Raw genomic sequence first — 20,346 nt, 5'->3', positions numbered from 1 at the left:
GATGGGATCGCCGGGTGAAACCAGTGGGGCGGCATCATGCGTCGCATGTTGCGGCAGGGGAGCCTGCGACCCCCTGCCGATCACTGGCGGCGGCAACGGCATATCGTCTATTGACGCATTTACGGAGACGGAGCTGATAGCCCCGGCTGGCACGCGCGAGCGGATATGGCGCGGGCGTGGCCGCGCCGGGCTGGTACGCGCATCTCTGGCAATCGGGCGATCACGAGACGCGCGATTCCGCCTGGCTGGCGCGGATCTGCCGGGTACTGCGCGAGCGCGGCCATTTCGTATCGACCGCTTCCGCGATCGAGGCCCAGCGGCTCTCCCGCGCGCTGGCGGCATTGCGGGGGCGGCCGGCACCCGGCTTCGAGGAACTGCGCGACAGCGCCATCGCCTGCCTGTGCAACGGCGAGCGCGCGATGTGGGACGATGTCGCTGCGGAATTGCTGATCGGCGCCGATGTCGGTGCCATTCCGGCATCGACTCCGCTCGCGCCACTGCTCGAGGACCTTCAGCGCCAGCAAAAGGCGACACGGCTCAAGCCCGAGGCGCTGGAACGCGCGCTGACGCTCGACCTGCGCAGCGAGAGCGGGTTGGCGCGCTCGACCCTGCTGCATCGCCTGACCGCGCTGGACGTGCCGTGGGGCCGGCTGGCCGATGCGGGACGCAGCCGCGGCACCTTTCGCAAAAACTGGCAGCTCTGCTGGGAGCCGGAGTTCGCGGTGCGGCTGGTCGAAAATCTCGTCTATGGCGCGACCATCGCAGAGGCGGCCGGCGGACGGATCGTCGAGGCGATGCAGACCGAGCCCGATCTCGGCGCATTGGCGGCGCTGACCCGCGACGCGATGATCGCGGACCTGCCGCAGGCGACCGGGATCGGCATCGCCGCGCTGGAGGAAAAGGCCGCCCTCACCAGCGATTGCGGGACATTGCTCGCGGCCCTCCCGCCGATGGCCGACATCCTCCGCTATGGCGAGGCGCGGGCGGGGACCGCCGAGCATCTGGCGGCGCTGATGCCGCGCATCGTCGTGCAGGCCGCGCTCGCCCTGCCCTACGCCGCGCGAAACCTCGATGCCCAGGCCGCAGACAAGCTGCGCGGGCAGATCATGGGTGCGGAGACTGCGATCCAGCTTGCCAGGCTCGATCCGGAGGTAATGGCGGAATGGCACGGTGCGCTCGGCAAGCTGCTGGACGATACCCAGGCGACGCGGATCATCGCGGGCGCCGCCGCGCGCCTGCTCTACGAAGCCGAACTGCTGGAGGCGGAGGCCGCGGCGATCCTGCTCGGGCGCATGCTCTCGCCGGGCACCCCGGTCGCCGATGCCGCGGGTTTCTTCGAAGGTTTTCTCGAAGGGGCGGGTCAGCGGCTGATCCATGACGCGCCATTGCGCGACGCCGTGGACCACTGGCTGGCTTCGCTCGATGAGGACAGCTTCACCACCAATCTGCCGCTGTTCCGCCGTGTCTTCTCGGTGCTGGACCGCAGCGAACGGCGGCGGCTGCTCGACGCGGTGTTCGGGCGCGGTAAGTCGGGCCCGACCGGCTATCGCCTGCTCCCCGGCGCGGCGGACCTGTGGCCCGCGCATCAGGTCCGCGTGCTCGACCTGCTCGAGAAGGGAGCGGCCCGATGAGCGACAACGAACGCAGCCGTCGCTGGACGCTCGCGCTCGGCGCCGAACCGGAAGACGGCGAAACACCGCTTTCCGACAGCGATCGCCGCATGTCCGAAGCACTGACCGCACTCTATGGCGATGGCGACGACGGCGCGAAGAAAGGCAAGGGCGGACTGGGCGGATCGGCGCCGCGCGTCGCCAAATGGCTGGGCAATATCCGCGAATTCTTCCCCGCGCCGGTGGTGCAGGTGATCCAGAGGGACGCGTTCGAGCGCAAGGGATTGCGCCAGATGCTGCTTGAACCCGAATTCCTCGCCACCGTCGAGGCCGACGTCAATCTGGTCGCCGATCTGGTCGCGCTTCGCAGCGTGATGCCGGAAAAGACGCGCGAGACGGCGCGGATCGTCATCGCCAAGGTCGTTGCCGAGCTGATGGAGCGGCTGGAACGCAAGACAGCCGAGGCGATCCGCGGCGCGCTCGATCGCTCCAAGCGCACCTTCCGCCCGCGCTTCGCCGACATCGACTGGCCACGGACGATCCAGGCCAACCTGCGCCACTATCAGGCCGAGCATCGCACGATCGTGCCCGAGAAACTGATCGGCTTCATGCGCCAGCAGCGCCGCATCGTCGATCTCGACGAAGTCGTGCTGTGCGTGGACCAGTCGGGATCGATGCCGCCTTCGGTCGTCTATGCCTCGATCTTCGCGGCGGTGATGGCATCGCTCCCGGTGGTCGCGACCAAGCTCGTCTGCTTCGACACCGCGATCGTCGATCTTACCGAGGAACTGGCCGATCCGGTCGAAGTGCTGTTCGGCATCCAGCTGGGCGGCGGCACCGATATCAACCGTGCGGTCGCCTATTGCGAGGACCGGATCGAGCGGCCGTCCAAGGCGCACCTGATCCTGATCACCGATCTCTACGAAGGCGGCGACGCGCATGCGCTCGTCGACCGACTTGCGCGGTTGAAGGCGATCGGCGTCAACGTGATCGTGCTGCTGGCGCTGACCGATACCGGGCGGCCGGCCTATGATCCGGCACTTTCGGGCAAGGTCGCCGCGCTCGGCGTGCCGGTTTTCGCCTGCACTCCCGATCAGTTTCCGGACCTGATGGCGACGGCACTGCGGCGAGAAGACATCGCCGCCTGGGCGGCGGACCAGGACATCAAGCTGATCCGGTCAGGTTAAGTGCATATGCGGGATCGGCAGTTCCCGCGTTCAAACGCAGGCATTCGATGGGTGCCACTGTTCCGCTATGGTTCGCTCTCGGGAAAGAATGGACGTCCGGCGGCAGGTCGAATTGCGAAGTGTAAGACGGTAGTTTTCTACTGTTCCTGGCAACGGATCAATCGCGAGACGGAACTCTCGTGAACCGCCGCTTGAGCCTGAGGAACGGCATTTCATAGTAGCGGTAGAGTAGTCCGGCGACAGTGACCGTCGCTGCGAATGCCAAGGCCATCCCGATATTGTCCCGCCATCCGGGGATGCCGGCCTGCTCAGTCAGGCGGCTCAGCCACGGCCGCGCCTTGTCGTAGACGATCCAGAAGAAGAAGATATGGATGAGATACATACCATACGATATCCGCCCAAAATGAATGAGGGTACGAGGCAGGTATCGTTCCGGCATTCCCAGCATGCTGACTAGCATCAGCGCGGCGCCACCCAGCAACAGCGACCAGCCTGCCAAGCTTTGCCCGATAGTGGAACGCGGCCAATCGGCCTTGATCCCGAACACACTGAACGCAATCAGCCACATGCCGATCGCCGTCGCGAACAGCAGGACTCGGACCGGCATCGGCCAGTCGGGGCGTCGCCCGCGCAAGCCGAGCGATAACAGCATCCCGCCGGCAAAGAACTGGAACTGGACGAAACTGTTGGTCCACTGCCCACTGAACTCGGACGTCGGCGTGAAACCGCTCGCATACCATGTGATCACCGCGTAGGCGACGGCGAGAACCATGATGTTCACGATCATTAGCGCCCGTCGTCCAAGCATCGCCAGGAACGGGATCGCAATGTAGAATTGCTCCTCGACCGACAGGCTCCACATCGGATTGACAGGATATTCGATCCAGCCGTTGAATGTAATGTACCAATTGCCGGCAAAGGCCATGAACGCGACGATCTTCCCGACCGTATCGACGCCCGCTCCGGGCAGGATCAACCAGCCGATGAGCATCAGACCGAAAAAGACCAGGAAATACAGCGGCCAGATACGCAATATGCGACGAATGTAAAATGCCTTAGCGTCGATACGGCCTGTCGCATCGCGCTCGCGCTGTAGCAACTCGCTGATCAGGAAGGCGCTCAGCAAGAAGAAAACCGGCACGCCATAGACGCCGGTCATCGTGAAAGCATGGTAGAAGGGGTGCGCCACCTGGTCGATTGGCGCAAGGTCATTACGGTGCGTGATGAACACGAAAATGAACGCCAAAAAGCGAAGAACGTCCAGTTCGGGTCGGTAATACCGCATTGGCGAATTCGTCGTCGGCGTCTCACTTATGGACGGCGGCCTTGTGGCGTTCCCCGAGACCGATAAATTTTCCGCATCGATCGTCCGCACCGAAGCCTCTCCACCTTTTTATCGCTGATGAAACCAGCTATTACATATGAACGCCAATTCATAGGATGATCCGGCGAACTGACTGGAAGCGAGCTGCGGGATAGGGCAGTTGCGATTCTTGCAAATGCCCTCGCGCCATGTTCGGCGTCCCGCACAGGACCCCTTTTTATAGCGCGGCGAACCTCCCGAAACTGTCCTCTCTCGATCAGCTAGCGCGGGCAGCCTTATGTCGTCGCATCCAGTGGAGAACGCCGGTAGCAAAGAGGATCGTCGGGACGAAGCCGATCAACACCGCCAGGATACGTGTTGCCATCCCGCCAACCGTACCGTCGTGCAGCGCGCGAACCCAGCTCGCCAGGGTGGTTCCGGTGCCAGCCCGGCGAACATCATGCACGGCCAGAACATGACCGGAGAGCTGGTCGATAAACACGTAGCTGCCAGAGAAGCGTCGGTGCGGATCGCCGGGCACCTGCAACCGAACCCGGATCGGTGCATCGCCGGCGTTCGGCATATCGATGAAGACGATGCGACCGCTCGGCAAGACCCGGTGCGCGGCGTCGAGCGCCTGGACAATCGCGACTTGGCGCTTGCCCCCACTCGCCGACTTCGGCGTGGGGATGGTCGCAGGCGTCAACAGCGCCTGCGTGACAGCGGGTAGCGCGAGCAGCACGCCGGTCGCCGCGAGAACCAGCAACAGCACCATGCTCCACAGACCGGACAACTTGTGGAGATCGCGCAGGCGACGGATCGGCGCGGCGTCGCGCTTGAAGGCGAGCGCCTTGCGCCAGCTTCCGCGTGGCCACCAAGCCACCACGCCGCTGACCAGCAGCAGCAGTATCGCCACCCCGGACCAGCCTACCACCTGACCGCCGATATCCCCGGCCAGGAGTGCCATATGGAGCTGGTAGAGCCAGCTCATAAGATAACCGCCCCACGGTTCGGCACGGACGATCCGCGTGCCATCGGCCGAGAACCAGACCATCATCCGGTCGCCGTGGTGGCCGGGTGCCGGATAGTAGCGCGCCGGGATGGCACCACCCTCACCCGTTAACTCAAGCGTCCACTTGCCGCCCGCGTCGTGCCAGCGCGCGCGGCCGGTTTCCAGCGCGCGATCCCATGCGGGTGCGTTCAGTTTGAGCGGAGGATCGTTGCGCCCGGTCTGGATTGCAGGATGAAGTACCGTGTCGATGCCGGTGTAGAAGACCAGCGCCGACCCGGTGAGGCCCAGCACTGCGAACAGCAGCCCGAGGCTCAACCCCAGCCACAGATGGACACGACGCACGAGAATACGCGCGCGTGAGGCTGCCGATCGCTGACGCCCGGCCATGCTCAGAACCGCGTCGCCAGCGCGACCTCGAACGATCGTGGTGCGCCGATATAAACGTTGGTGGCCGGATAGCCGGAATATTCACCATAGAAGGCGTCCGTCAGGTTCCGCCCGCGCAGCGTGAGGGTCGCCTGCGGGGCAACTGGCACCGACAGGCTGGCATCCAGCACGGTATGGCCCGCGACCCGGATGGTGTTCGCCGTGTCCGTATAGAATGCGCTGGCGTGGCGCAGGAAGGCACCCAACGTCACCTTCTCGGCGACCGTATAGAGCGCCGAAGCATTGACCGTCGTGGAGGGGACGTTGATCGGCCGGTTACCGCTCCGGTCGATCCGCACGCCCCCCACCAGTTCGGACAGCGCGTCATATCGCGCATCGGTGTAGGATATGCCGCCCGAGATGCGCAGCGCCTTCATCGGAGAGACGACGCCGGACAGCTCGACACCCTGCGAGGATTGCCGGCCACCCTGCACGGCCAAGGCCGGGTTGGTCGGGTCGCGGGTCAGGATATCCCGCTGTTCGATGCGGTAGGCGGCCCCCGTGACGCTTGCCCGTCCGCCCCATGCGCTTGCCTTGAACCCGGCCTCGTAGGCGCGGCCCTTGGTCAGCCGGAACCGGCTGTTCGCGATCGAGGCCAGCAGGATCGAGGACACCGGCGAGACGGCCGTCGTGGATTGCGCGTAGAGCGTCACGCCCGGTGTCACGGCCCATGTCGTACCCGCCCGCCAGGATAGGGGGTTGAAAGTCGGGGTGTTGCGATCGGCCGCGCCGCCCACATTCTGGATCGTCGTCCGGTCCAGCTCCATGTGGTCCCAGCGCACCCCGCCAACGAGCAGCCACTTGGGGGTCAGGTTGAGCGCGTCCTCAGCGAAAACCGAGGTCTGTTTGAGCTTGGAGTCGAAAGTGACGTTGCCGGCGGTGAAGATGGCGGTCCCCATGGGCAGGGGTACGATCGCTGGGCCGCGCACGTCGACCGCCGGTAAGGCTGAAGTGGGCGCGGTCTGGCGCAGGCTGGCGAAATCCGTGTCGTTATGCTCGACCCCCAGGCTGAAACGGTTTTGCAGACCCGCGATGACGCTGTCGTTGCCGATCACCCCGCGCGCGTTCCAGAACTGGTGATCGTGCCGGAAATCCTGATAGGTCTGGCGGAAGCTGCCGTTCGGAAACACCGCAGTGGGCGCGACGAAGGTCTGGCTGTCCGCCAGCAGGAACGCACGTTTCGCGGTATAGCCGGTCAGGTCGAGCGCGAAGGTCCACCCGCTGCCGATCGACCAGTCGAGCCGTGAGCGCACCGTGGTCTCGTCGGCACCGGAATAGGCCCCTTGGGGATTGTAGTTGCGGCGTCGCAGGGCACGATCGGCGACCAGGCCGTTCGCGCTCGTTACCGCATCGGTCCGACGCAGGGCGTATTGGCTGGGGATCAGCGGCAGACCCTGATAGGTTGCGTCGTAGCGATCCTCGAAATGATCGACCGCGACGAGCAGCGACAGGCGGTCGCTCGGCTTCCATAGCGCGCTCGCGGTCAGCCCGGCCGAGAAGGTGTCGTTGTTGTCCACGTCGTAGAGGCTGTCCGACCGCTGGTAGCTGGCGTCCGCCCGTACCGCGATCGTGGATGATACCGGCAGGTTGACCCCGCCGGCGGCGAACACCGTGTCGAAGCTGCCGACCGACAGCAGCGTATCGAGGTGGCGTTCGCCCAGGACCGGCTTGCGCGTCACCTTGTTGATGACACCAGCCAATGCCCCTTCGCCATACAGGACCGACGCCGGTCCCTTCAGCACCTCAATCCGATCATAGTGCCAGTTGTTGCTGTCACGCTGGACGACGGTCGACGCCGACACCCGTACCCCGTCCTGAAGGATCGAGACGGTGTTGCCGGCGAAACCACGCAACGAGACGACGGCGGGATTGCCCGGCACGTTGCCGGCAATGGCACCCACCACATCGTTGAACGTCTCGCGCGCGGTACGCAGGCCCCGTACCTGCAGCTCGTTCTGTGTCAGCACCTCGATGCTCGCCGGTGTTTCCCGGATCGTCAGGCCGAGCCGGCTGCCGGCTTGGGCCTGGTCGTTCAGCTTGAGCGGATCACGCTGGCCGGTAACGACGATCGTCGCGTCGGTTCGTTCGTCGTTAGTGTCGCGGCTCTGTGCGCCGGCCGGGAACGCCAGCAGCAGGCACGGCACGGCAGCGCCGGCCAGCAAATACGTTCGGATCATGGATATACCTTCGACTGGCCGGGCACGTGACGTGCACCAAGCCGCAGTTCATGGACGCGTCGCGTAAGGCGTCGCGGAATCACAGGTCAGAGGTAGATTGGTGGGCCGCGCAAGGGTGGTCGCAGGAACGCCGGCTGCGACGGGGCCGGCGGAACGGTCGCCGTCAGACCGATGGCCAGTACGAAGGCGATCAGCGCAGCAAGCTGGATAGGGTCGATCGGACCCAGGATGGCCGCCGACAGTCCGGAAAACGCACAGGGCATTTCCGCCTTGCCGTGATCCTTCGGCTTGCGGTGGTCGGGCATGTCGCCGTGCATCCCGGGCATGTCCATCGTCGCCGCCGCGGGGGCTGTGCCCGAGCAGATCGTGAGGGCGAACCGGCCGTGATCGCTGGCAATCATGTAGCCGGTCGGGACCAGCAGTTTCAGCAACAGCGTAGCCGCACAGATCAGTACGGCAAGATGGCGTTGCGCCAGAAGACGCCGGATGGTCTGCACGATGACCGGATACTCGTGGAGGCGGGTGGTGTCACTTGGACATTCCGCCTCGCTCCCGCTTTCCCGAAAGACCATTGTCTTTGAGAAAGCCGGGCTCTCGGCCATGACGAATAGCGCGATCAGAACGTCGCCGTACAGCATGCGCATGCAAACGCCGTTTTCGACCGGAAACAACCGGAAACTCTGGTCGACGACGAGGAGGTCGATCGGCGTTCAAGACGAGGAAGGAGCCAAATTGCTCCCTTGCCAAATTTTCCTGATAGCGGCCTGTCCTTCCCGAACAGACCAGGCGGACCGGGCCGGTCGGCTGCCTCCGAATTTAGCTGCGACCGCCCGCCTTTGAGGCGATAGCTGGCAGGATGCATCGCCCCCGGATCACGACCCGTCAGCTAAGTTACCTCGCGGCCCTTGCCGAAACGGCGAGCTTTACCCGCGCCGCCGAACGCCTGGGCATATCGCAACCCTCGTTGTCGCAGCAGATCCGCAGCCTGGAACTGGTCATCGGGGCGCCGTTGGTCGAGCGGAGCGGCCCGGCTATCCTGACCCCGCTCGGTCGCGAGGCGTTGAAGGGGGCCAAGCGGATCCTGCTCGATCTGACGGAACTGGAGGCGATCCGCGCGGCGTCCGAGGACGCGCTGGTCGGCACGATCCGGCTTGGCGTGTCCCCGACGCTGGGGGCATATCTGTTGCCGAGCCTCGTCGCGCGTCTGCACCGCGAACATCCGACGTTGCGCGTGCACATCCGCGAGGGATTGCCCGCCCTTCTGACGAACGGCCTTGCCGCCGGCGACCATGACCTGATCCTGCTGCAACTGCCGGTCGTCGGCCGTGCGTTTCACACCGAACGGCTGTTCCGCGATGCGCTCTGGCTGGCGATGGCGACCGATCACCCACTCTGCGCGAAAACGGAGATCGCGGCGGGCGACCTGCACGGCCAGAACCTGCTGACGCTGGTGCCGGAATATCGCCTTGCGGAGCAGGTCGCGGCGATTGCGGTCGATGTCGGGGCAAACATGCTGAACGATTACGAAGGCACCAGCCTGGACGCCATCCGCCAGATGGCTGGGATGGGAATGGGCCTCGCGCTGCTGCCCGAACTCTATGTCCGGCAGGAAGTCCGCGACGGCGGCGACGTGGTCGTGCGGCCGATCAAGGGTGGCCGCTATTACCGCGAGATCGGCCTGTTGTGGCGTGTCGGCGCGGGCCGCGCACCTGCCTACCACCTGATCGCGGAGATGCTGCGCGCCGTGGCGACATAGGCCAATCCTATAGGATACATAGCCCGCGCCATATTGTGTCAATGACGCAGATCGTCGATTGGGGGCATCGTTGCAATGACGGTGGATGATGCAAGTGGCAGGCGAACGGCTCGGATGGCGTGAAGCAAGCGGCTGGCTCGGCCAGATCGTCGGTCCCGACATGCCCTACATCCGCCTGGCCGCGGTCTACGGCGTCGCGATCAGCCTCCTGTCGCTGGCAACCCCGATCTCGGTCCAGCTGCTGATCAACAATGTGGCCAACACCGCGCTGCCGGCGCCGCTCTGGACGCTGGCCGGGCTGCTGCTCCTGCTGCTGCTGTTCGTCGCCGGGCTCAGCGCGATGCGGTTCTGGATCATGGCGTTGTTCGAGCGGCACGTCTTCGCGCGGGTCGTGTCCGAGGTCACGACGCGCGCGATCCACGCGCAGAATCCGTTCTTCGCCGATCAGAGCCGGGGCGACCTCTTCAACCGCTACTTCGACCTCGTCGTCGTGCAGAAGGCGGTGCCAAGCCTGATCATCGGCGGCTTCACGATCCTGTTGCAGTCCGCGGTCGGGCTGGTCGTCACCAGTTTCTACCATCCGTTCTTCCTGGCGTTCAACGCGCTGCTGGTGGTGCTCGTTCTCGCGATCTGGCTGATCTGGTCGCGCGGGTCGATCCGGTCCGCGGTCGCGCTCAGCCATGCCAAGCACGACGCCGCGCGCTGGCTGGAGAGCGTCGGCGCGTCGAACGGCTTCTACAAATCAAGCCGGCATCTCGATTTCGCGATGGACCGATCCGAGGCCGTGACGGCGACCTATGTCGATCGGCATCGCCGCTATTTCCGCTACAGTTTCGCGCAGACGGTCGCCTTCCTGCTGCTCTACGCCTTTGCCAGTGCCGCGCTGCTGGCGCTTGGTGGCAACCTGATCCTCCGCGGGGAACTGTCGATCGGGCAACTGGTCGCCGCCGAACTGATCCTGAGCGGCGTGTTCTACGGCATCTCGCAACTCGGCTGGTATCTCGACACGCTGTACGACCTGATCGCGAGTGCGGAGGAGCTGTCGCTGCTGTTCGCGGTGGCGCAGGAGCCGGCGGTCGCGCGCGCGGGCCAGGCACCCGCCGACGGTGCGGTCCAGCTGTCCGGGGTCGAGATCGAGCAGGCGCGTTTCGATTTCAGCCTGACGGCGGGCGAGCAGCTCGTCACGCTGTCCGACGGGGGGGCCGAGCGGTTGCTGGCGATGGTGCTGAAGCGCCACATCATTCCGGAGCGCGGGCTCGTCACGGTCGGCAACGCCGACATGGCGACGTTCGACAGCTATCGGCTGCGGTCCGAGATCATGGTGCTCGACCGCCCGAGCATCGTCGAGGTCACGATCCGCGAATATCTGACGCTGGCCGACGAGGGTTCGCTGCCCGGGACGGTGCTGTACGCGCTGACGACGGTCGGGCTGCGCAACACCATCGCGCGGCTGCCGCTCGGGCTCGATACGCCGCTGGCTGCATCGGGTTTCCCGCTGTCGATCGCCGAGGTGATCGCCCTGAAGCTGGCGAAGGCGCTGCTGGTCCGGCCGCGGGTGCTCATGCTGTCGCAACTGTTCGATCTGGTTCCGGCCGATCGGCTTGCCGACGTGCTGCGCCAGTTGAAGGCCGCACAGACCACCACCCTGCTGTGCACCGGCCGGCCCGAGGACATCAGCCTCGATGGCTGGTTCCAGCTCGACCTGCGTCGACAGGGACGGTTCGACACGCGCGAGGCGTTGATCGCCGCCATGCGGAAGGAGGCGAACGATGCCGTCACGGTCTGATCACTCGGTACATTTCACCACCCTGGCGGCCATGCGACCACCCCGCGTCGCGACCGCGCTGGCGTGGATGCTGCTGATCGGCGTTTCGACGGCGGGTGCGATCATGGCGCTGGTCCCCTGGGTGCAGACCGCGAGCGGCACCGGCCAGGTCGTGGCTCTCGACCCGGACGACCGGCAGCAGCAGGTCACCGCGTTCGTACCCGGCCGGGTCGAGCGCTGGTATGTCCATGACGGCCAGCATGTCGCCAAGGGCGATCCGATCGCGCGCGTGGTCGATCTCGACCCCGACCTGTTGTCGCGCCTGGCGGCCGAACGGGCGCAGGTGCAGGCGGAGATCGCGGCCGTGCAGCAGAGCCGGGCCGTCGCCGGGATCGACGTGTCGCGTACCGCGCAGCTGTTCGCCGAAGGACTGGCCGCACGGCGCGATTACGAGCAGACCCAGATCAAGGTCGCCGATGCGGGTGCCAAACTCGCCGAGGCGCGGGCGAAGCTCAACCGGATCGACATTCAGCTCAACCGCCAGTCCGCCCAGATGGTCCGCGCGCCCCGCGACGGTCGTGTCCAGCAACTGAACGCGGCGACCGGCGGCGCGATGGTCTCGCCGGGCACGGTGTTGGCCGTTATCGCCCCCGAACGCGTCGAACGCGCGGTCGAACTGTTCATCGACGGCCGCGACGTGCCGCTGCTGCGCGCCGGCCGACCGGTCCGGCTGGAATTCGAAGGCTGGCCGGCGATCCAGTTCAGCGGCTGGCCGTCCGTCGCGCAAGGCATGTTCGACGGCCGTGTCCGCACGATTGATCCCAATGCCACGCCCGACGGGCTGTTCCGCATCCTGGTCGAGCCGCACCCGGGCAAACCGGCCTGGCCCGCCCGCGAATTTGCCCGCCCCGGCGGCAAGGTGCGCGGTTGGGTGCAGGGCGAGACGGTGCTGGTCGGCTACGAACTCTGGCGTCAGCTCAACGATTTCCCGCTGGAGTTCGGGCGCCGTCCGGCCGCGCCGGCCAAGGAGGATGCGAAGGCGGCGGCACCGAAGGCGACCGAAGACGAGGGAGCGAAGAAATGATCCGCCTCCTGCTCGGTTCGCTCGTCGCCCTCTCCCCCCTCCCCGTCGTCGCACAGGGACCGGCGAGCACGCCGGCCGTGCGTTCGCCCGAGGCGAGCCCGCTCACGCTGGACGAGGTGCTGCGCTCCTCGGCTCGGTCCGCGCCGCAGATCGTCGAGGCTCTGGCGCGCGTCCGGCAGGCGGAAGGCCGTTCGCTGTCGGCCGAGGGGGCGTTCGACACCGTGTTCGATACCGACAGCAAGTCGCGGATCGCCGGCTATTATGACGGCACCGTGATCGAAGGGCGCGCGACCCGCCCGCTGACCGGCAACGGCGGCTATGTCTACGGCAACTACCGCGCATCGCGGGGCACGTTCCCGGTCTACGAAGATCAGGCCTATACCAATCGCGCCGGCGAGGCGAAGGTCGGTGCGCTGTTCGCGCTGCTCCGCGACCGGGTCATCGACGAACGCCGCACGCGCCGGACGCTGGCCGGCGGCGATATCGACGTCGCGAAGTTCGAAGGCGAAATGGTCGCGATCGGTGTGCAGCGGCGCGCGGTCGACGCCTATCAGACCTGGGTCGCGGCCGGATTGCGATTGCGCGCCTACCGCGAACTGCTGGACCTTGCCGAGCGTCGTCGCGGCGCAATCGGCCGGCTGGTCGAACTCGGTGCCCGGCCCGGGATATTGCTGACCGAGAACGACCAGAATCTCGTTCGGCGTCGCGCATTGGTCGTCCGGGCGGAGCAGGATCTCGCGACCGCCGCCAATGCGCTGTCGCTGTATCTGCGGGATGGCGATGGCGCACCGCTGCTCGTCTCGGCCGATCGGCTCCCGCCCGACGCGACGCCGCTCGCTGGCCTCGCGACCGCCTCGCCGATCGCAGCGCCCGTCGCGCGGCCGGACTACCGCGCGATCCTGACGCGGATCGACCAGTCGACCGCGCGGCTCATGCTGGCCGAGAACGAACTTTCGCCGCGGCTCGATCTGCGCGGCGACGTCGGCAAGGACCTCGGCGCGGTCGGCCTGGGCGGCCCGACGCGTACGCCGCTCGAGGCGACGATCGGTTTCCGCTTCAGCGTGCCGTTGCAGAACCGCGCGGCCAAGGGCCGGATCGCCGAAGCGCGTGCCGAGATCGATGCGCTGAACCAGCGCAGCCGCTTCCTGCGCGACCAGATCGCCGTGGAGGTCGACGGTATCGTCATCGCGGTCGATGCGAGCGAGCGCCTGGCCGCGATCGCGGACGAGGAACGCCGTCTGGCCGACCGCCTTGCAGCCGCCGAGCGACGCCGCTTCGAACTCGGATCGGGTGACTTCTTCCTGGTCAATCAACGCGAAGAGACCGCGACCGACGCCCGCGTCCGGCTTATCGACGCGCAGGCCCGGATCGCCTCCGCCCGCGCCGAACTCGCCGCCGCCACCGCCGATCGCGCGTCACTTCGTCTGGTGAGGTAAAAGGCACGAGCGCGTACCTGCGTTGGATGAAAGGATAGAAAACCCTACGTCGGGCCAATCGAAACGGACTAAAACATGACCTCTGCGCAGATTATGTCCTAACTAAGATTTAGAGCATTTAAGTCGTAAGACGATATTTGACGTTGCACTTCTTTTGTTTTGACGTTTGCTTAGGTCGAGACCACAGAAGTTCTTGAATTCCTTGCGTAGTCTCTCCGACGGCGGGTCTATGCAATGTTTGGTATTTGGCGGCATAATCGCAAACTACAACACTTAGATCGGTGGCAAGTCCGTATCGGATCCTCCATGCGGACTTCGAGCTTGCCGGGCTGGCTAACCAGTACGCGCTGACCCTCGCTACCGGTCAGCATGGTATCGCCAAACCGTTAAGGAGCGAGCCGGTCGGAGGCGGAAAAGAACTGGCCCTTCACCCGCGCCATTCCCGGGCCGACGCTCATGAATGAAGCCAGCGTGGCGAGCAGCAGTTGGCTGCCGACCGCCCAGCCGATCAGGCCGCATCCCTATTTATCGCACGTCCGGTGGATCGCGGCATGGTCACCTTCGATGGGCTTGATGCCGGGCAGCATGTCCACGCCCGTATAGGGCGTGAAGACCACCGTGACGAACCACGATGCGATCAGCGCGAACCCGACCACGCATAGGATGGGCCGTAAATGTCCAAGATCGACCGCTCTCAGGACATCAACCCGCCTTCGGCGCGTCGCAGGCACCAAGACGTTTGCCGGGAACTTGGGTCTTCGTAATGAACTTGCCGCCCTTTTGAGCACCGCCCATCGCCGGCATGTCGATCGTCGCCTCGCTCACGACATCATAGCTAGTGCTGGCGAACTTGCCCGACATCGAGGCGCGCATCTCGCCGGACGGCATGCCGGGCATGTTCTTGCAGACCAAGGTACCGTCCATCCTGCCGCCGCCCATCTCGAAATCATAGCGCGCCGACCCGTCACGTTCTCGCAACTTCGGATACGATATTGCAATCCCGCGGGCCTTGGCGATCAGGGGTTCTGACCGAGCGAAAAGATCGGCGCGGCCGCGACCCATTTCGCACCGGGCTGGGCCCAGGGAAGCGGTCGCTGGACGGTGTCCATTTGCGCTTCCCAGGCCTGTACGGCGGGGTTGGCGGCGTCGGCGGCCGCCTTTGCCGCGGGATCGAACGACGGGTCGGTGTCCATCACCATGACCAGCCGATCGCCGGTCCGGTAAATGTCCATCGCAACGATCCCCGCCCCGCGGATGCTTGCGCCGATCGCGCGCGGCAAAGCGCCGGCGGCGTGCCACGCCTCGTAGCGCGCGATCGCCGCGGGTTCGTCCACCACATCGATGAGCAGGACGTGGCGCACCTCAGTTGATCCAGCCGCCATCGATCACATGTACCGCGCCGGTCGTGAACGAGGAATCGTCGCTTCCCAGATACAGCGCCAGCTTGGCGATCTCGTCGGCGCGCCCCAGCCGGCCCATCGGCTGGCGCGCGATGAATGCTGCCTGCGCTGCCGTATAGTCGCCGGTGTCGTGCAGGCGCTGCTGCAGCGATGGCGTGTCGATCGTGCCGGGGCAGATCGCGTTGCAGCGGATCCCCTGCCCGACGAAATCGGCGGCAACCGCCTTGGTCAGGCCGATCACGCCCGCCTTAGTCGCGCCATATGCGAAGCGGTTGGGGATTCCCTTTACCGAACTGGCGATCGATGCGACGTTGACGATCGCACCGCCGCCCTTGGCCAGCATGCCCGGCAGGACCGCCCGGATCGTGCGGAACATCGCGGTCATGTTGATCGAAACCGCCTGGTCCCATTCCTCGTCGGTGCAATCGAGGATCGTCCCCGCATGGACGATCCCCGCAATGTTCGCGAGGATATCGATCGCACCGATCTCGGCAACGAGCGCGCGCACAGCGGCGGAGTCGGTAACATCCAGCCCACGCAGCTCGGCGCTTTCGATCCCCTCGAGCGCCTGCACATCACGATCGGTGGCGATCACGCGCGCGCCTTCGCGCACGAACAGTTCGGCGGTCGCACGCCCGATGCCGCGTGCCGCCGCGGTGACGAGCGCCACCTTGCCCTCTAGCCGTCCCGTCATGCAAAACTCCGTTGTCTCGTGGGCAGGCAGGCCGGGCCGATCGGCTCGAATGCCTTGTAGGTCAGGATGAATTCGCGGTGGCCGAGCGTCTCGGAAACGCTGCGTCGTCCGCCTGCGACCGCGAGCACGGCATCGACGATCTCGTTGCCAACCTCGTCGAGCGTCGCCTCCCCCTCGAGAATGCGGCCGGCGTTGATGTCCATGTCCGCGGCAAGCCGACGGCCGGTCTCGGGATTGGCGCACACCTTGATGACCGGCGAGATCGCCGATCCGACCACGGACCCGCGACCGGTCGTGAACAGCGTGAGGTGGCACCCGCACGCGATCATCTCGACAATCTCGGCATTGTCCGAGATGTTGGGAAAGCCGAAGCGCGGTTCGCCGTCGGGCACGACGTCGAGCAGATACAGCCCGCCCGTGGGCGGCACGTCGCCGGGCTTGATCACGCCGCTGATGACCGAAGACCCCGATTTGGAATAGGCGCCCATCGATTTCTCTTCCTGCGTCGTCAGCCCGCCTTCGGCGTTGCCGGGCGCGAAGCTGCCGAAACCCATGACGGTGTAATACGCCTCCGCCTTGTGAACGGCGTCGACGATCACCTGACCGAGTTCTGGGGTCGCGGCGCGGTCGGCCATGATGCCTTCGCAGCCGACCAGTTCGCCCGTCTCCTCGAAAATGCAGGTCGCACCCTCGCCGACGAAGCGGTCGAACGCGCGGCCCACCGCGGGGTTGGCAGTGATGCCGCTGGTTCCGTCCGATCCCCCACAGATGGTGCCGATGACCAGCTCGCCGACGTCCATCGGCACGCGCTCGACCAGGGCCGCCTCCGCCCGGACGCGGTCCACCGCCGCGCACCCCGCCGCGATCGTCGCCGCGGTGCCGCCGGTTTCCTGGATCACCAGCAGCTCGCAGGGCCGACCGCTCGCGCGCACCGTCGCCGCCAGCCGCTCCCGATTGAAACTTTCGCAGCCCAGCGAGACCAGCACGACGCCGCCGACATTGGGGTGCGTCGCCACCTGTTCCATGATCTTGGCGGCATAGGCATTGGGGTAACAGCCAGGAAACCCGATCAGATGCACGTCGGCATCGTCTGCCTTGTCGACGATCCGTCGCGCGACATGGTGCGCGCACTCGACGAGATACGCGACCGCGACGACGTTGCGGATTCCCTTGCGGCCATCCTGCCGTTGGTAAGCGTCGATCATGATGGCTCGCTTATCGTGCTGCGCGTGTGGCTGGCGATGTAATCGCTCTTCATATTGTGCATGTGGACCCATTCGCCGGTGGCGGCGTCCGCGGTCATCGACCCGATCGGCGCGCCGTATTTGATGACCTGGTCGCCCGCCTTCAGATGCGCGCGCGCGACCTTGTGACCGACCGTGATCCCCTCGCGCGAGGGGATCGTCCCGCCGGAGACGGTCAGGATGTCCCCCGCCGCGATCGGCGAGACGCAGATCAGGACGTTGTCGTCGGGATGCAGCAGGATCAACTGTTCCGGCGCTGCACGCGCCTCTTTGTCACCCAGCGCCATCCACAATTCCTTCGGTATTGGTACGGCGGCACGCGCCACCAGGTCGTTGACTTCGGTCTCGCCCGCAACGCCGGCGACCACGCAGGCGACGGCAGCGTGCCGAAGCGGAAACTGCAGCGCGGCCGCCGGCAGTGCGACACCGAACCGCGCGCATATGCCGGCAAGCGCCAGCGTCCGATCGACGATGTCGGCGGAGGGTGCCGCATAGTCGTAATGCGCCTTCCCCGGGTCAACCTCGGTCGGATCGCGCGCAAGGATGCCGCTGTTGTACGGCCCGCCGACGATCACGCGAACGCCGCGCTCGTGGCAGCGGTCGAGCAGTGCGGCTGCGCTGCGGTCAAGCAGCGTGTAGCGCCCGGCGAGCAGGATCACGTCGAGGTCGACACGATCGAGCAGATCGTTGCAGATCGCGATCTCGTTGACGCCGATGCCGATCGCGCCGACTTCGCCCGCGTTGCGCAGGGTGACCATCGCGTCGTAGCCACCGTCGAGAAAGTCGCTCAGGTGCCGCCTATGCGCGTCGCCATGCGTCTGCACGCCGAGATCATGCGCGAGCAGAATGTCGATCCGATCGCGCCGCAGTCGCAGGCGGCTAGCGTCGACCGACCGACGGATGCCGTCGGCGGAATAGTCGAACACCGGTTCGAACGGGTCGGCATCGACGAAGCCGTGCCGCTCGCCGCGTTCGGTCGTCGGCTCGAGCAGCCGCCCGACCTTGGTCGACACGATCGCCGCGGCACCGGGATCGAGCTCGGCCAAAGTCTCGCCGAGACGACGCTCGGCAAGACCGTGGCCGTAATGCGGCGCCGTATCGAAATAACGGATCCCCGCAGCCAGCGCCGCAGCGATCGTCGCCCGTGCTTCGGTTTCACCGACGACGCGATAGAGATTGCCGATCGCGGCGGTGCCCATGCCGAATGCCGGAAGCGCGATCATGCGTTCGGTCCCAGCCCGTAGATGCGTATGGCGTTGCCACCGAATACCGCCTCGTGCTGACCGGCGGGCACCGCCTCGCGCGCCAGGCCGAGCCACGCGGCATAGCTGTTGCGAAGCGTCACCACCGGCCAGTCGCTGCCCCATATCAGCCGGTCCGGCCCGAACATTGCGAGCAATGCCTGGATGTAGGGTAAAACGGCATCCTCGGCGCCATCGACGATTTCGGTAAACAGGCCGGAGAGCTTGCACGCGACCTGCGGATGCGCGGCCAGAGCCCGCATCGCGATCGTCCATGTGTCGAGATCGCGACCGACCGCCGGCTTCGCCGCATGATCGATCACGATCTTCAGCGTTGGATGCCGTACCGCGAGCCGCGCCAGCGACGGCAGATGCCTTGGCTGGATCAGTGCTTCGAGAACAAGGCCGCGTTCCGCAAGGCGCGCAATCCCCCTATCCAGCGCGGGGTCATCGTACCAGTCGGCGGCAAGCCCCTGCACCATCGGCCGAATGCCGAGCAACGGTCCCGCCGCGCGGAGCCGGTCGATCGCCGCCGGCGCATCGTCGGCCGCAAGATCGGTCCAGCCGATAACCCCCGCGACGTCCCCGCCCGCCTGCGCGAGGAGCCACATCGTGTCGGACTCGCAAGTCTGGGTCTGCACGAGGATCGCGCGGGCCCCGCCGGACTGCCCCCGCCACTGATCGAGCGTGAAATCACGGTGCAGCGCAGGCAGGTCCGCCCCGGGCCAATCGCAATCGGGCCGGTCGATCTGCCAGGCATGGACATGCGCGTCGATCACGGCCGGTCGCCGCGATGCGACCGCGCGAACGCCGCGACCACCAGGAAGCAGACCGCCGGCACGAGCATGGCCCACCGGATTGCGCCCGACATGTCGGACACCAGCCCCATCAGGGCCGTGATCACCGCGCCGCCGATGATCGCCATCACGATCAGCGACGCGCCGGGCTTGGTCAGTGGGCCGAGTCCGCGCAGCGAGAGCACGAAGATCGTCGGGTACATGATCGACATGAAGAAACTCGACAGCACCAGCGCCGCCACGCCGAACCAGCCACCCGACACTACCGCGGCAAGCGCCAGCGCGGCATCGATAAGCGCGAAGGCGAACATCAGCCGGGCACCGTCGATCCGTGCGAGCAGCGCCGTACCGATGAACCGGCCACCCATGAACAGCGCCAGCGAAAGCGTCAGCAGCCCGGCGGCATGCTGCTCGCTGAACGCGGGCAACGCCGCGCTGACATAGCGGATCAGATAGCTCCAGATTCCGACCTGCGCACCGACATAGAAGAACTGCGCTGCGACACCGGCCATGTAGCGCGGCCGCCGCAGCAGCGTGCCGTAGCCGGCGAACGGAGACCCGGCGCCCCGCGTCGCGACCGTCGCCGCCGCCGGAAACGGCGTTACAGCAAGCAACGCCGCCCAGGCGAGCACGACCAGCGCTATCGCAAGATAGGGCAACCGCACCGCACCCGGATCGGCCTCGCCGCCCGGGCCGGACAGGATCAGCACCGCACCCAGCGCAATGCCCGTAATCGACCCCAGAGGATTGAACGCCTGCGCCAGGTTCAGCCGGCGCTCGGCGCCTTCAGGCGGCCCCAGTACCATGACCATGGGGTTCGCGGCGGTTTCGAGGAAGGCGAGCCCGCTTGCGATCACGAAGAGCCCAAGCAGGAAGAAGGGATAACTCGCCGCGATCGACGCCGGCCAGAACAGCAGCGCGCCGCCCGCGAACAGCAGCAACCCGGCGATGACCGCGCGCTTGTAGCCGAAGCGTTCCGCGGCGAGCGACGCCGGAATCGCGAAACAGAAATAGCCCAGATAGAAGGCTGACTGGACCAGCCCGGATTCCAGGTCGCTCAGCGAAAACACCTGGCGGAAATGCGCGACGAGGATGTCGTTGAGGTTGTTGGCGGCCCCCCACAGGAAGAACAGTCCGACGGTCAGCACCATCGCGGCCCGGGTTGCTTTCCCCCCCGCCTGTTCTTCGCGTGCTTCGACCGGCATCATCGGCTC

General features: G+C 66.1%; 18 protein-coding genes. 6 read left to right on the top strand and 12 right to left on the bottom strand.

Translation table 11 applies throughout. From position 1 onward, the window contains the following. The first annotated feature begins 146 nt into the window (after positions 1-146). Both BKY59_RS08305 and BKY59_RS08300 read left to right on the top strand, forming a co-directional pair. Positions 147-1,631, top strand: a complete 1,485-nt coding sequence (locus BKY59_RS08305; protein WP_276205494.1) for a DUF5682 family protein — start codon at positions 147-149, stop codon at positions 1,629-1,631. Then, on the top strand, positions 1,628-2,797 hold the full coding sequence (locus BKY59_RS08300; protein ID WP_076070544.1) for a VWA domain-containing protein: 1,170 nt from the start codon (positions 1,628-1,630) through the stop codon (positions 2,795-2,797). The genes BKY59_RS08305 and BKY59_RS08300 overlap by 4 nt, the downstream gene beginning before the upstream one ends. 157 nt (positions 2,798-2,954) lie before the next feature. Here BKY59_RS08300 and BKY59_RS08295 read toward each other — a convergent pair whose 3' ends face one another. From BKY59_RS08295 to BKY59_RS08280, 4 genes are all read right to left on the bottom strand, one after another. Next, complete coding sequence (locus BKY59_RS08295) at positions 2,955-4,172, bottom strand: acyltransferase family protein (RefSeq protein WP_129586297.1); 1,218 nt, start codon at positions 4,170-4,172, stop codon at positions 2,955-2,957. Positions 4,173-4,377: 205 nt separating this feature from the next. After that, complete coding sequence (locus BKY59_RS08290) at positions 4,378-5,499, bottom strand: PepSY-associated TM helix domain-containing protein (protein WP_076070540.1); 1,122 nt, start codon at positions 5,497-5,499, stop codon at positions 4,378-4,380. Positions 5,500-5,501: 2 nt separating this feature from the next. Beyond that, on the bottom strand, positions 5,502-7,715 hold the full coding sequence (locus BKY59_RS08285) for a TonB-dependent receptor (RefSeq protein WP_076070538.1): 2,214 nt from the start codon (positions 7,713-7,715) through the stop codon (positions 5,502-5,504). A gap of 86 nt (positions 7,716-7,801) precedes the next feature. Beyond that, a complete protein-coding gene (locus BKY59_RS08280; RefSeq protein WP_240500029.1) occupies positions 7,802-8,359 on the bottom strand; it encodes a DUF2946 family protein in 558 nt (185 codons plus the stop codon). Positions 8,360-8,571: 212 nt separating this feature from the next. Here BKY59_RS08280 and BKY59_RS08275 point away from each other — a divergent pair, with 212 nt between their 5' ends. The 4 genes from BKY59_RS08275 to BKY59_RS08260 all read left to right on the top strand — a co-directional run bounded on the left by BKY59_RS08275 (position 8,572) and on the right by BKY59_RS08260 (position 13,756). Continuing rightward, a complete protein-coding gene (locus tag BKY59_RS08275) occupies positions 8,572-9,471 on the top strand; it encodes a hydrogen peroxide-inducible genes activator (protein ID WP_076070537.1) in 900 nt (299 codons plus the stop codon). 94 nt (positions 9,472-9,565) lie between these two features. Then, positions 9,566-11,257: an ABC transporter transmembrane domain-containing protein gene (locus BKY59_RS08270; protein WP_076070622.1), complete on the top strand. Its 1,692-nt coding sequence runs from the start codon at positions 9,566-9,568 to the stop codon at positions 11,255-11,257. 31 nt (positions 11,258-11,288) lie between these two features. Next, positions 11,289-12,320 (top strand): efflux RND transporter periplasmic adaptor subunit, encoded by a 1,032-nt coding sequence (locus BKY59_RS08265; protein ID WP_420822086.1) that lies wholly within the window; start codon positions 11,289-11,291, stop codon positions 12,318-12,320. Further along, positions 12,317-13,756: a TolC family protein gene (locus tag BKY59_RS08260; protein WP_076070533.1), complete on the top strand. Its 1,440-nt coding sequence runs from the start codon at positions 12,317-12,319 to the stop codon at positions 13,754-13,756. The genes BKY59_RS08265 and BKY59_RS08260 overlap by 4 nt, the downstream gene beginning before the upstream one ends. 521 nt (positions 13,757-14,277) lie before the next feature. Here the strand turns inward: BKY59_RS08260 and BKY59_RS18220 are convergent. From BKY59_RS18220 to BKY59_RS08225, 8 genes are all read right to left on the bottom strand, one after another. Continuing rightward, positions 14,278-14,412, bottom strand: a complete 135-nt coding sequence (locus tag BKY59_RS18220; RefSeq protein WP_276205491.1) for a hypothetical protein — start codon at positions 14,410-14,412, stop codon at positions 14,278-14,280. A gap of 46 nt (positions 14,413-14,458) precedes the next feature. Further along, entirely contained in the window at positions 14,459-14,695 is a 237-nt protein-coding gene (locus BKY59_RS08255) for a DUF3617 domain-containing protein (protein ID WP_076070531.1), read from the bottom strand. A 77-nt stretch (positions 14,696-14,772) separates the two neighbouring features. After that, complete coding sequence (locus tag BKY59_RS08250; protein ID WP_076070529.1) at positions 14,773-15,117, bottom strand: L-rhamnose mutarotase; 345 nt, start codon at positions 15,115-15,117, stop codon at positions 14,773-14,775. 1 nt (position 15,118) lies between these two features. Next, positions 15,119-15,850, bottom strand: coding sequence for an SDR family oxidoreductase (locus BKY59_RS08245; RefSeq protein WP_076070527.1), 732 nt, complete (start codon positions 15,848-15,850; stop codon positions 15,119-15,121). Then, positions 15,847-17,055 carry a UxaA family hydrolase gene (locus tag BKY59_RS08240; protein ID WP_076070525.1) on the bottom strand — a complete coding sequence of 403 codons (1,209 nt, stop codon included), beginning with the start codon at positions 17,053-17,055 and terminating at the stop codon, positions 15,847-15,849. The genes BKY59_RS08245 and BKY59_RS08240 overlap by 4 nt, the downstream gene beginning before the upstream one ends. Beyond that, positions 17,052-18,317 (bottom strand): aldo/keto reductase, encoded by a 1,266-nt coding sequence (locus tag BKY59_RS08235; protein WP_076070523.1) that lies wholly within the window; start codon positions 18,315-18,317, stop codon positions 17,052-17,054. The genes BKY59_RS08240 and BKY59_RS08235 overlap by 4 nt, the downstream gene beginning before the upstream one ends. Beyond that, positions 18,314-19,114 (bottom strand): amidohydrolase family protein, encoded by an 801-nt coding sequence (locus tag BKY59_RS08230; RefSeq protein WP_076070521.1) that lies wholly within the window; start codon positions 19,112-19,114, stop codon positions 18,314-18,316. The genes BKY59_RS08235 and BKY59_RS08230 overlap by 4 nt, the downstream gene beginning before the upstream one ends. Continuing rightward, positions 19,111-20,337, bottom strand: coding sequence for a sugar MFS transporter (locus BKY59_RS08225; RefSeq protein ID WP_076070620.1), 1,227 nt, complete (start codon positions 20,335-20,337; stop codon positions 19,111-19,113). The genes BKY59_RS08230 and BKY59_RS08225 overlap by 4 nt, the downstream gene beginning before the upstream one ends. Positions 20,338-20,346: the final 9 nt, after the last annotated feature.

It is taken from the genome of Sphingomonas montana, assembly GCF_001956315.1.
Classification (GTDB): domain Bacteria; phylum Pseudomonadota; class Alphaproteobacteria; order Sphingomonadales; family Sphingomonadaceae; genus Sphingomonas_R; species Sphingomonas_R montana.
This window is presented reverse-complemented; position numbering and strand designations above follow the sequence as displayed.